Source organism: Uliginosibacterium paludis, from assembly GCF_039631355.1.
Taxonomy (GTDB): Bacteria; Pseudomonadota; Gammaproteobacteria; order Burkholderiales; family Rhodocyclaceae; genus Uliginosibacterium; species Uliginosibacterium paludis.
On the sequence record NZ_JBDIVF010000012.1, the window covers coordinates 73,518 to 84,506 of the forward strand.

Genomic DNA, 10,989 nt, shown 5'->3' on the forward strand with positions numbered 1-10,989 from the left:
GGAGCATCCTGACGACGGGGTCACAAACATGAAAAAAGCCGCAGAGCTCAAGGCTGTGCGGCTTTTTGGTGCCGTCACGGAATGTCGTGACGACGAATCGGTGGTGGAGAGGAGGAGGATCGAACTCCCGACCTTCGCATTGCGAACGCGACGCTCTCCCAGCTGAGCTACCCCCCCACGCGTGCCGAGCATTCTAATGACTATCGGGCAGGCTTGCCAAGCGCGTTATCCTTGTGGATTACGCAGGAGGCCGGTGTGAGCGATTGGAGTCATCTGGAAAGCGCGGGCCGCAAGGCCGAATGGTGGGCGGGCGCGAAGGCCGAAGCGCCCTTGCTGCTGGGCGTGATTCCCTTCGGCCTGGTCTTCGGTGTGCTCGGTCTGCAAGCCGGTTTGCCGGCCTGGGCGGTGGTGGCCATGTCGTCGGTGGTGTTCGGTGGCTCGTCGCAGGTGGTGTTCGCACAGCTCTGGGGTGCGGCCGTGCCGGTGCCGGTGATTGTCGGAACGGTTGGCGTGGTGAATCTGCGGCATGCGCTCTACAGCGCCAGCATCGCCCATCTGCTGGGCGGACTGGGCCTGCGCTGGAAGCTGCTGCTGGCCTATCTGCTCACTGACGAAGCCTATATGGCGGCCGTGGGACGCTTGTCGGCCGGGCCGCAGACGCCTCACCGGCACTGGTTCCTGTTCGGTACCGGCTTCACGCTGTGGGCCTGCTGGCAACTGGCCACGCTGGGCGGTGTGCTGGTCGGGGCGGTGATTCCCGCGGGCTGGTCGCTGGATTTCTCTATTGCGCTGACCTTCATTGCGCTGCTGGTGCCGGGGCTTCGCCGGCGCAGCGAACTCTTCGCCGCCGCGGTCGCTGCCACGGTGGCGCTGGCAGCCCAGGGCGTGCCCTACAAGCTCTGGATCGTGCTGGCGGCGCTGGCCGGCATGGCGGCCGGGATGGCGGCTCGCCGCTTCGACAGGAGGGCGCAAGATGAATGACACCTTTCTGCTTTGTCTTGCAATGCTGGCCGGCGGTCTGATCACTTTTGCAACACGCGCACTTTTTCTGATGAGCGGCGAGCGCTTCCGTCCGGGGCCACGTTTCCGTGCCTTGCTGGCGTATGTTCCCGCTTCCGTGCTGGCCGCGCTGATCGCGCCGGAGGTGTTCATCCAGCAGGGCCGACTGGCGCCATTGCTTGAAAACCCGCGCTTCTGGGCAGGTTTTCTGGCGGCGCTGGTTGCGTATTTCACCCGTAGCGTACTCGCCACGATCGCGATCGGGCTGCTCGCGCTCTGGCTCTTCCAGGCGCTGCTTTCCTGATCCGGCATTAGGGTTTCTGACTATTTGTTTTGTAAGACGATGTCATGACGATGCCTGACGAATGAACGGGCATTACCGGCGAGGGCCGGTGCCCGGCATACGGGGGGAGTCATGAAAAGAAGAGAAGTGGTGCTGGGTGCGTTCGCCTTGCTGGCGGGCCTGTTTGCCCAGGTTTCCGGCGCGAAGGAGTTCATGCTGGCGGATGTGCATCCGCCGGGCCATCTGATGATCCAGGTGGAGGAGCGGATGGCGACGCGTCTGGCCGAAACGAGCAAGGGGGCTCTGCAGATCCAGCTCCGGCACAGCGGCCAGATGGGGGGGGAGGGCGAGGCCTGGGAGAAGGTGAAGGCCGGCTCGCTCGACATGGCACGCGTGAATCTGGCCCAGCTGGCCAAGGACATGCCGGCGGTGAAGCTGCTGAGCCTGCCTTACCTCTTCCGCAGTCGCGAACACATGTGGCGCGTACTGGGCGGCGATTTCGGCAAGCGCATCCGCAAGGAGGCCGAGCAGAATGGCGCAGTCGTGCTGACCTACTACGATAGCGGCACGCGTTCGTTCTACAGCAGCAAGCGCAGCATCCGCAGCCTGGCGGATTTCAAGGGCCTGCGCATCCGCGTGCAGGATTCGCCGGTCTACAAGGATCTGATCAGCCAGCTGGGCGCAACGCCGGTCGTGCTGCCGTATGACAAGGTGGCAGATGCCTTCCAGAGTGGCGAGATCGATGCGGCGGAAAACAACACACCGTCCTATGTGTCCAGTGGTCACTACAAGATCGCCAGGTATTACAGTCTGGACGAGCACTCTTCGGTGCCCGAGGTGCTGGTGATTTCGAAGAAGACCTGGTCAAGCCTGAGCGAGGCCGAGCAGAAGGCGCTCGAGCATGCTGCCAGTGATTCGTCGGACTTCATGAAGAAGCTGTGGGCGGACAGCGAGACGCAGTCTCTGGCCAAGGCGAAGAAGGAAGGCGCCGTGGTGGTGGAGAAGAGCCAGATCGCCATGGCCGGCATCGAAGGCTATGCGGTGAAGCTCTATTCCAAATACATCACCGACAGCGCGGATCTTGAAACCGTGCTGGCCATCCTGCGGGTGAAATGATGCGTTGGGCGACCCGGGCCTCGCCGGGGCGCTCGCGTGTCACTGGCCGGCGAGCAGCAGCTTGAGGTCCGCCGCGACGCGCTCCGGCGTTTCGCCGTGGCGTGCGAAAAGGCGGGTACGGCCATCCGGCCCGAAGATGTAGCAGCCGGCGGTGTGGTCGATGGTGTAGTGGCCGCCGGCGATGTCGCCCTTCTTTTCGTAAAAGACCTTGAAGGCCTTGGCAACGGCTGCGATCTCCGCATCGCTGCCGCTCAGGGCAAGGAAGCCCGGGTCGAACGCCTGCATGTAGGCGCCAAGCTGCTGCGGGGTGTCGCGGGCGGGATCCACGCTGACGAAAAGCACTTGCACGCGGCTGGCATCCGGCCCGAGGGCGGCGAGCGCTTCCTTGAGCATCATGAGGCTGGTGGGGCATACATCGGGGCAGTTGGTGTATCCGAAAAAGACGACCACGGCCTTGCCGGCGAAGTCCGCCATCGTGCGTGGCCTGCCATGATGGTCGGTGAGCCGGAGCGCGGCGCCCATGTCGGAGCCGCTGATGTCGGTGGTATTGAAGCGCGGGCCGCGCTGGCAGCCGGTCAGGCCCAGCAGGGCCAGACCGCAGGCGGCGGCGATGATCCGGCGACGATCAGGCTGCATGCTCAGGCCTTTCGTGCCAGGGCTTCGAGCAGCTTGTCATGCACGCCGCCGAAGCCTCCGTTACTCATGACCAGGATCTGGTCGCCGTCATGCGCTTCTGCGGTAACCGCGCTCACCAGACGCTCCAGGTCGTCGAAGCATTGTGCCTTGCCACCCAGCGGCTGCAGGGCTTCGGCAGCATCCCAGCCCAGATTCTTCGCGAAGCAGAACACGCGGTCGGCGTCGCTCAGGCTGCCCGGCAGCTGGCTCTTCATGGCGCCGAGCTTCATCGTGTTGGATCGTGGCTCCAGCACCGCCAGGATGCGGCGGCTGCCGATGCGCCGGCGCAGGCCGGATACCGTGGTGGCAATGGCGGTAGGGTGATGGGCGAAGTCGTCATAGACCGTCACGCCGCGCGCCGTGCCACGCGCTTCCAGCCGGCGCTTGACGCCGGCAAAGCGGGAGAGCGCGCTGGCGGCACTGGCCGGCGTGATGCCGACGTGGCGAGCCGCCGCCATGGCGGCCAGGGCATTCATCCGGTTGTGCTGGCCGGCCAGAGGCAGCACGCAATCGGCCACCTCCTCGCCATCAAGCGAGAAGCGGACATGATCGCGGCCGTCATCCTCGGCGACCTGCCAGCCGCCCGTGCCGCCGAAGCGCTCAAGCTCGCTCCAGCAGCCACGGCTGATGACCCGGTCGAGGCTGGCTTCGGCGCCGTAGGCGATGATCCGGCCCTGGCCCGGAACGGTACGGACCAGATGGTGGAACTGGGTTTCGATGGCGGCGAGATCGGGGAAAATGTCGGCGTGGTCGTATTCGAGGTTGTTGAGGATCACCGTGCGCGGGCGGTAGTGCACGAACTTGCTGCGCTTGTCGCAGAACGCTGTGTCGTATTCGTCCGCCTCGACCACGAAGAAAGGGGTGTCGGTCAGACGCGCCGAGATCCCGAAATTGCTGGCCACGCCGCCGATCAGGAAGCCCGGGTTCATGCCGCAGTCTTCGAGGATCCAGGCCAGCAGCGAGCTGGTGGTGGTCTTGCCGTGAGTGCCGGCGACTGCCAGCACCCACTTGCCCTGCAGGATGTTGTCGGCCAGCCACTGCGGGCCGGAGGTGTAAGGCAGACCCTTGTCCAGGATCGCTTCGAGCAGCGGGTTGCCACGCGAGACGGCGTTGCCGACGACGAACAGGTCGGGCTGCATGGCGAGCTGATCCGGCGAGTAGCCCTCGATCAGCGCGATGCCCTGTTCGACAAGCTGCGTGCTCATCGGTGGATAGACATTTGCATCGCAACCGGTGACGGTATGGCCCGCCTGCCGTGCCAGCAGGGCGATGCCGCCCATGAAGGTGCCGCAGATGCCAAGGATGTGGATGTGCATGGTTGGGCGCGTGTCCGGCGTGTGTAGAATGGGCCTGATTCTACCGCCTGCGAGCCATCATGCCTGCCCGCCCGAATACGACCGACAGTGTTCTCGGTGATCTGCGCCGCAGTATTGCGGCCCATGCTGCCCGGCTGATCGCCGAAGAAGGTATCGAGGACTACGCCTTTGCCAAGCGCAAGGCGGCCCGGCAGCTGGGGGTGCCCGAGAAAGACCTGCCCAGCAACGCCGAGGTGGAGGAGGCGCTGCGCGAGTGGCGATCCCTGTTCAGTGACGAAACGGATCTGGAGCGGCTCGAGCAGATGCGCGCGGCTGCGCTGGTCGTGCTGCGGCTGCTGGCGCCGTTCCGGCCTTACGTGACCGGCGCCGTCATCGACGGACTGGTCGATGCCTTCTCAGAAGTCGAGATCGACGTCTATGCCGACAGCGCAAAGGATGTCGAGATCTTCCTGCTCGGACGCGACGTACCCTACGAGCACAAGGAAGTGCGCAGCACCGGCTTCGAGGCGCCGGAGGCGATTCTCGTCTTCGAATGCGATGAGGTGCCGGTCAAGGTTTATGTGCACAACCATGTTGCCGAGCGGACGCCGCGCAGGCATCACAACGGCACGGTCCAGGAGCGCTTGCGGCTGGAAGGCTTCGAAAGCCTGCTCGGAATGAGGACGCATGCCACGCAGGCCTGAGTGGCTGGTCTCGATCGCGGCAGGCGTGGCCGTGCTGACCGGGGCGCTGTGGTGGTTTGCCGCCCGCCCGGCGGGGCCGGATCCTGCCGTTACCCGACTGCTGGGCGAGCGGATGAGCGATCTTTCCGGTCGCGAGGCAACGCTTGCTCCCTGGCGCGGCCACTACCTGCTGGTGAATTTCTGGGCGAGCTGGTGTGCGCCCTGCCGGGAGGAAATGCCGCTGCTTGATGCGTTTGCCGGCGGGAATCCGCCGGATGGCGTGCGCGTGTTGGGAATCGCCTGGGATTCGGCCGAAAATGTCGCCAGCTACCTGAAACAGTCGCCGGTTTCCTATCCGGTCCTGATCTCCGGCAGCCGGACCTCCGCCCTGATGGATGCGCTCGGCAATACGTCCCGCGGCCTGCCTTTCAGTGTCCTGATCAGTCCCGATGGACGCCTGCTGGCAAGGCATGCCGGGGCGATGACGCGGGAAATGCTCGTTGCGTGGTTGCAAGACCATTCCCTACCGAATGGTGCGAACGTGAAGTGAAAGATGGACAACGTGCAGCGAATTGCGGCAAACTCGCGGCCATGAACAAAAGCTCGACCAGCAAGACAAAGCAGGCGGGGAAGGCCCGCAAGGCTGAATCTGCGGCCTACCGGGCACGGATTCTAGTCCTGCACGGCCCGAATCTGAACATGCTCGGTGTGCGTGAGCCCGGCGTCTATGGGCATACCACGCTCGCCGACATCCATCGGGCCATGGAAGATCGTGCCAAGGCATCAGGTGCCCTGCTCGAATCCTTCCAGAGCAACCATGAAGGCGAACTCATCGATCGTCTGCATGCGGCCTATACCGAAGGCGTCGATTTCATCATCATCAATCCCGCCGGTCTCGGTCATACCAGCGTTTCGCTGCGCGATGCGCTGGCGGCTGTCGCAATCCCGTTCGTTGAAGTGCATCTGTCGAACGTGCATGCCCGCGAGCCTTTCCGCCATCACACCTACACCTCGTCCATCGCGGTTGGCGTGATTTGCGGTCTTGGCGCCGAGGGCTATCAGTACGCCGTCGATTTTGCGCTCAACAAGCTGCTGGCGGGCTGAACATCATTTGCTGGCGCGGCCGCAAGCCGCGCCATTTTCATTTTTGGAGTGAGCCATGGATCTCAGGAAACTCAAGAAACTCATCGACCTCGTGGAAGAGTCCGGCATTGCCGAACTCGAAGTCACCGAAGGCGAGGAGAAAGTACGCATCGCCAAGCACACCGCAGCGAGCGCCCAGATGAGCTATGTCACCCAGCTGCCCAGCGCTCCGGCAGCCGCTCCTGCTCCGGCTGCGGCCGCTCCCGTCGCCGCTGCGGCGCCGGCAGCGCCTGCCCAGCCCGAAGGCAATGTCGTCAAGTCCCCGATGGTGGGTACCTTCTACCGCTCTTCGGCGCCGGGTGCCAAGCCCTTTGCTGAAGTGGGCCAGAGCGTCAACGTCGGCGAAACCCTGTGCCTCATCGAGGCCATGAAGCTGATGAACGAGATCGAGTCGGACGCCTCCGGTGTCATCAAGGCAATCCTGGTCGAGAACGGCCAGCCGGTCGAATTCGGTCAGCCGCTGTTCATCATTGGCTAATAGGAGGATGGGGCGTCGTGAGACGTGAGTCGGAAAAATCAGCAGTCGGCACCGACGACTGGAAACTGAGCCGACTCCCCACTCCCTACTCCCCACAAAGACATGTTCGACAAGATCCTGATTGCTAACCGCGGCGAAATTGCGCTGCGTGTACTGCGGGCCTGCCGGGAACTGGGCATCCGTACCGTTGCGGTGCATTCCGAGGCGGACGCCGAAGCCAAGTATGTGAAGCTGGCGGACGAATCGGTCTGTATCGGCCCGGCGGCTTCGGCCCAGTCCTACCTCAATGTGCCGCGCATCATTGCCGCAGCCGAAGTCACCGATGCGGAAGCGATTCACCCCGGTTATGGCTTCCTATCGGAAAACGCCGACTTTGCCGAGCGTGTGGAGTCTTCCGGTTTCGTGTTCATCGGGCCGCGCCCCGAAACCATCCGCCTGATGGGCGACAAGGTTTCTGCCAAGGCCGCGATGATCGAGGCCGGCGTGCCCTGCGTGCCGGGCTCCGGCGGCGCGCTGCCTGACGACCCCAAGGAAATCGTCAAGATTGCGCGCGCCATCGGCTATCCGGTGATCATCAAGGCGTCCGGCGGCGGCGGTGGTCGTGGCATGCGCGTGGTGCATGCCGAAGGCGCCCTGCTGACGGCGGTGACGACGACTCGTACCGAAGCCGGTGCCGCGTTCGGCAATCCGACGGTGTACATGGAAAAGTTCCTCGAGAACCCGCGGCACATCGAGATCCAGGTGCTGGCCGACCAGCATGGTCATGCGATCTATCTGGGCGAGCGCGACTGCTCGATGCAGCGTCGTCACCAGAAGGTGATCGAGGAAGCGCCGGCGCCGGGCATCGACCGCAAGGCCATCGCCCGGGTAGGCGAAGCCTGTGTGGCCGCCTGCAAGCGCATCAACTACCGTGGTGCGGGCACCTTCGAGTTCCTCTATGAAAACGGCGAATTCTTCTTCATCGAGATGAACACCCGCGTCCAGGTGGAGCATCCCGTCACCGAACTGATCACCGGCATCGACATCGTGCAGGAGCAGATCCGCGTGGCAGCCGGAGAGAAGCTGCGCTACACGCAGAAGGACGTCCAGCTGAGGGGTCATGCCATCGAATGCCGGGTGAATGCGGAAGACCCCTTCAAGTTCATTCCCTCGCCGGGCAAGATCCACCAGTGGCACACGCCGGGCGGCCCGGGCATCCGCGTCGATTCGCACGTGTACGCGGGCTATACCGTGCCGCCGCATTACGACTCGATGATCGGCAAGGTCATCGCCTATGGCGACACGCGTGAGCAGGCCATCCGCCGGTTGCGTATTGCCCTGTCCGAAATGGTGGTCGACGGCATCAAGACCAATATCCCGCTGCATCAGGAAATGCTCACCGACACGCATTTCCTGCAGGGTGGCACCAGCATCCACTACCTCGAGAAGAAGCTCGCGGGCAACACCTGAAGGTTCCGAAGCATGTGGTATTCCGTCTCCCTCAAGGCTGCGGCAGAGCAGGCCGAGGCCCTTTCCGAAGCCCTGATGGAGGCGGGCGCGCTTTCCGTCTCCATCGAGGATGCCGATGCGGGTACCGATCGCGAAACGCCGCAGTTCGGTGAGCCGGGCAGTGTCAATGAGCGCCTCTGGGATCAGAGCGTGGTCATCGCGCTGTTCGACGAAAACGCAGACATTCCGGCCTTGCTGGCCGAGGCGGTGGCGGCGGTCGGTCTCGACGCGATGCCTGATTTTTCGGTCGAGGAAGTCGCCGAGCAGAACTGGGTACAGCTCACCCAGGCGCAGTTCGATCCGATCCGCATCACCGATCGCCTCTGGATCGTGCCGTCCTGGCATCAGTCGCCTGACGCCTCCGCCATCAATATCGAAATGGATCCGGGCATGGCCTTCGGGACCGGCTCGCATCCGACGACCCGTCTCTGCCTGCAATGGCTGTGTGAGGTGGTGACTCCTGACGTGAGCGTGCTGGACTACGGCTGTGGCTCCGGCATCCTCGGGATTGCCGCTGCAAAGCTCGGCGCAGGGAGCGTGACCGGTTGCGATATCGATCCGCACGCTGTCGAAGCCAGCCATGCCAATGCCGAACGCAACGGCGTGAGCAATGCCACATGGCAGAATAGCGCCCGTCATATTCAGGGTGAATTCGATCTCGTGGTGGCCAATATCCTGACCAATCCGCTTTGCGTGCTGGCGCCCGGCATCGCCGCCAAGGTGAAGCCGGGAGGCCGGCTGGCGCTCTCCGGCGTGCTGGCAACCCAGGCCAGGCAGGTCATCGATGCCTATTCGCCCTATATCGCGCTGCAGGTCGGCGCAGAGCATGACGGCTGGATACGCCTGGAGGGTCAGCGCGCATGCTGACCACGCGCTGTCCGCATTGCAGCACGGTGTTCCGGATTCGTCCGGAGCAGTTGTCCGTGCGCGGCGGGCGTGTGCGTTGCGGCCATTGCCAGCAGGCCTTCTCGGCGCTGTCCCATCTGGAGGAGATGGAGGATGAGGCGGGGCTGCCGCCCAATCCCGTTCCCCCTGTTTCGCCCTCTGTCGCAGCACCGACCCGGGCTGCGGCGCCCGCAGTTGCCGCGCCGGTCGCGCAGCCTGTCCGCCTGGCTGCTCCGCCCCGGCCCGTTCCGGATGCCCCGGTCACGTCCGTGCCGGCTGCGCCTGCTTCGGTCCTTGCGCCAGCGGTTCAGGACGATCCTCTGCAGATCACGATTGATGCCCTGCCGGCATCCTTCTCTGCCGATGGCGAGCTGGACTTCGATCTGAGTGGCCTGGAAGGCGAGGGCTTCAGTGCCGACCCCGTTCCGCCTGCCGAGCCGGTGGAGCCGGTCATTTCGATCGATCGTCTGCCGAAGGACGTATCGGACGAGGGCAAGGCCGCGGAGGACGGCAAACCCTTGGCGGCCGAAATGGCGGCTGCCGGCGAGCCGAAATATGAATCGCGCATCGCCCGCGAGCTTGGCATCCGGGCCTACGATCCCGAGGCTGACCAGAGCTTCGGTCAGACCGTGATGCTCGAGGAACCTCTCGATCTGACCCGGATGGACGCCGACGAGCCCGGGCCCGGCGCAGCATCGCTGTTTGACGAGCATGAGCGCCAGGAGCACCAGGCCGGCCGGAATCTGGTCGAAGACCGGCGCAGCGGGCATGGCAAGTGGAAGTGGATACTGGGCTGCGTGCTGCTGGCGCTGGTTGCACTGTTTCAGCTGGCCTATGTGTTCCGGACGGAACTCGCGCGCGAGATGCCCAACCTGCGTCCGGAGCTTGAAGAAGCCTGCGCGCTGCTGGCCTGTACCGTGCCCTATCCGCAGGAGGCCACCAACGAGAAGATCAAGATCGAGAGCAGCGAGTTCTTTGCCGACTCGGGCGGCGCCGGTCGTTATCGCCTGGTGGCGACCATCGCCAATCATGTGCCCTATCCCCAGGCCTGGCCGTCCCTCGAGCTCACGATTACCGACCGTTTCGACATCGCGGTGGCGCGCCGGGTTCTCGCCCCGGCCGAATGGTTGCCCGAAGCCAATCGCAATCAACCCGCTTTCGAGGCGCACAGCGATGTCACCGCCAATATCTCGCTGGATCTCGACAAGCTCAGCGCCCAGGGCTACCGGCTCTACGTGTTCTATCCCTGATGCGCTCAGGGTTGGACCGGCGCCGATACTCCGCTAGCATGGCAAGGCTGTGCCCCCGGGCGCGGAACCCCATTCAACGGAGAAAAACATGAGCACTGTTACGCTTGGCGGTAACCCGATCGATGTGGCGGGCGTATTCCCCGCAGCCGGCGCCGCTGCCGCCGATTTCAAGCTGGTCGCTGCCGACCTGTCCGAAGCCACGCTGGCAAGCTATGCCGGTCAGCGCAAGGTCCTGAACATCGTTCCCAGCCTGGATACCGGCGTCTGTGCCGCATCCACCCGCAAATTCAATGAGAAGGCTTCGAGCCTGGCCAACACCGTGGTGCTGGTGATCTCTGCCGACCTGCCGTTCGCCGCCAAGCGTTTCTGCGAAGTGGAGGGGCTGGCCAACGTGAAGACCCTTTCGACCTTCCGTGACAGCGGCTTCAAGAAGGCCTACGGCGTCGACATTACCTCTGGCCCGCTTGCAGGCCTGACCGCGCGCGCGGTGGTGGTGCTGGACGAGTCCAACAAGGTCCTGTTCTCGCAACTGGTGCCGGAAATCAAGGAAGAGCCGGACTACGCTGCCGCGCTGGCCGTGCTGTAAAGGCATTTGCTGCACAATGGAAAACGGCCGCTGATGCGGCAATGCCGCTCAGTTAAGCAAAGGCCCCTCGGGGCCTTTGCTATTTGTACAGTACAGGCTGTGCAACTG

General features: G+C 64.1%; 13 protein-coding genes and 1 tRNA gene. 11 read left to right on the forward strand and 3 right to left on the reverse strand.

Features of this window, described 5'->3' with window-relative positions; genetic code table 11:
- Positions 1 to 101: 101 nt before the first annotated feature.
- Positions 102 to 177: transfer RNA gene (locus ABDB87_RS18610), tRNA-Ala, on the reverse strand.
- Between the two features lie 78 nt (positions 178 to 255).
- On the opposite strand from ABDB87_RS18610, the gene ABDB87_RS18615 reads away from it, so the two are divergent.
- The 3 genes from ABDB87_RS18615 to dctP all read left to right on the forward strand — a co-directional run bounded on the left by ABDB87_RS18615 (position 256) and on the right by dctP (position 2,398).
- Positions 256 to 981 (forward strand): AzlC family ABC transporter permease, encoded by a 726-nt coding sequence (locus ABDB87_RS18615; RefSeq protein WP_345929886.1) that lies wholly within the window; start codon positions 256 to 258, stop codon positions 979 to 981.
- Positions 974 to 1,303 (forward strand): AzlD domain-containing protein, encoded by a 330-nt coding sequence (locus ABDB87_RS18620; RefSeq protein WP_345929888.1) that lies wholly within the window; start codon positions 974 to 976, stop codon positions 1,301 to 1,303. The genes ABDB87_RS18615 and ABDB87_RS18620 overlap by 8 nt, the downstream gene beginning before the upstream one ends.
- Positions 1,304 to 1,414: 111 nt before the next feature.
- The gene (dctP, locus tag ABDB87_RS18625; protein ID WP_345929890.1) at positions 1,415 to 2,398 is read left to right on the forward strand and encodes a TRAP transporter substrate-binding protein DctP; all 984 of its coding nucleotides are present in this window, start codon (positions 1,415 to 1,417) and stop codon (positions 2,396 to 2,398) included.
- A gap of 39 nt (positions 2,399 to 2,437) precedes the next feature.
- Here dctP and ABDB87_RS18630 read toward each other — a convergent pair whose 3' ends face one another.
- Together ABDB87_RS18630 and mpl are read right to left on the reverse strand one after the other, a co-directional pair.
- The gene (locus ABDB87_RS18630) at positions 2,438 to 3,034 is read right to left on the reverse strand and encodes an SCO family protein (protein WP_345929892.1); all 597 of its coding nucleotides are present in this window, start codon (positions 3,032 to 3,034) and stop codon (positions 2,438 to 2,440) included.
- A 2-nt stretch (positions 3,035 to 3,036) separates the two neighbouring features.
- On the reverse strand, positions 3,037 to 4,389 hold the full coding sequence (gene mpl, locus ABDB87_RS18635; RefSeq protein ID WP_345929894.1) for a UDP-N-acetylmuramate:L-alanyl-gamma-D-glutamyl-meso-diaminopimelate ligase: 1,353 nt from the start codon (positions 4,387 to 4,389) through the stop codon (positions 3,037 to 3,039).
- Between the two features lie 59 nt (positions 4,390 to 4,448).
- Here mpl and ABDB87_RS18640 point away from each other — a divergent pair, with 59 nt between their 5' ends.
- From ABDB87_RS18640 to tpx, 8 genes are all read left to right on the forward strand, one after another.
- Positions 4,449 to 5,072, forward strand: a complete 624-nt coding sequence (locus tag ABDB87_RS18640; protein ID WP_345929895.1) for a hypothetical protein — start codon at positions 4,449 to 4,451, stop codon at positions 5,070 to 5,072.
- Positions 5,056 to 5,601, forward strand: a complete 546-nt coding sequence (locus ABDB87_RS18645) for a TlpA family protein disulfide reductase (RefSeq protein WP_345929896.1) — start codon at positions 5,056 to 5,058, stop codon at positions 5,599 to 5,601. The genes ABDB87_RS18640 and ABDB87_RS18645 overlap by 17 nt, the downstream gene beginning before the upstream one ends.
- A 41-nt stretch (positions 5,602 to 5,642) precedes the next feature.
- On the forward strand, positions 5,643 to 6,155 hold the full coding sequence (gene aroQ, locus ABDB87_RS18650) for a type II 3-dehydroquinate dehydratase (RefSeq protein WP_345929898.1): 513 nt from the start codon (positions 5,643 to 5,645) through the stop codon (positions 6,153 to 6,155).
- A 55-nt stretch (positions 6,156 to 6,210) separates the two neighbouring features.
- On the forward strand, positions 6,211 to 6,672 hold the full coding sequence (gene accB, locus ABDB87_RS18655; protein WP_345929900.1) for an acetyl-CoA carboxylase biotin carboxyl carrier protein: 462 nt from the start codon (positions 6,211 to 6,213) through the stop codon (positions 6,670 to 6,672).
- Between the two features lie 102 nt (positions 6,673 to 6,774).
- A complete protein-coding gene (gene accC, locus ABDB87_RS18660) occupies positions 6,775 to 8,121 on the forward strand; it encodes an acetyl-CoA carboxylase biotin carboxylase subunit (protein WP_345929902.1) in 1,347 nt (448 codons plus the stop codon).
- Between the two features lie 12 nt (positions 8,122 to 8,133).
- Positions 8,134 to 9,027, forward strand: coding sequence for a 50S ribosomal protein L11 methyltransferase (prmA, locus tag ABDB87_RS18665; RefSeq protein ID WP_345929904.1), 894 nt, complete (start codon positions 8,134 to 8,136; stop codon positions 9,025 to 9,027).
- The gene (locus ABDB87_RS18670; RefSeq protein ID WP_345929906.1) at positions 9,021 to 10,295 is read left to right on the forward strand and encodes a DUF3426 domain-containing protein; all 1,275 of its coding nucleotides are present in this window, start codon (positions 9,021 to 9,023) and stop codon (positions 10,293 to 10,295) included. Before prmA ends, ABDB87_RS18670 begins: the two co-directional genes overlap by 7 nt.
- 88 nt (positions 10,296 to 10,383) lie before the next feature.
- Positions 10,384 to 10,881: a thiol peroxidase gene (gene tpx / locus ABDB87_RS18675; RefSeq protein ID WP_345929908.1), complete on the forward strand. Its 498-nt coding sequence runs from the start codon at positions 10,384 to 10,386 to the stop codon at positions 10,879 to 10,881.
- Positions 10,882 to 10,989 lie beyond the last annotated feature (108 nt).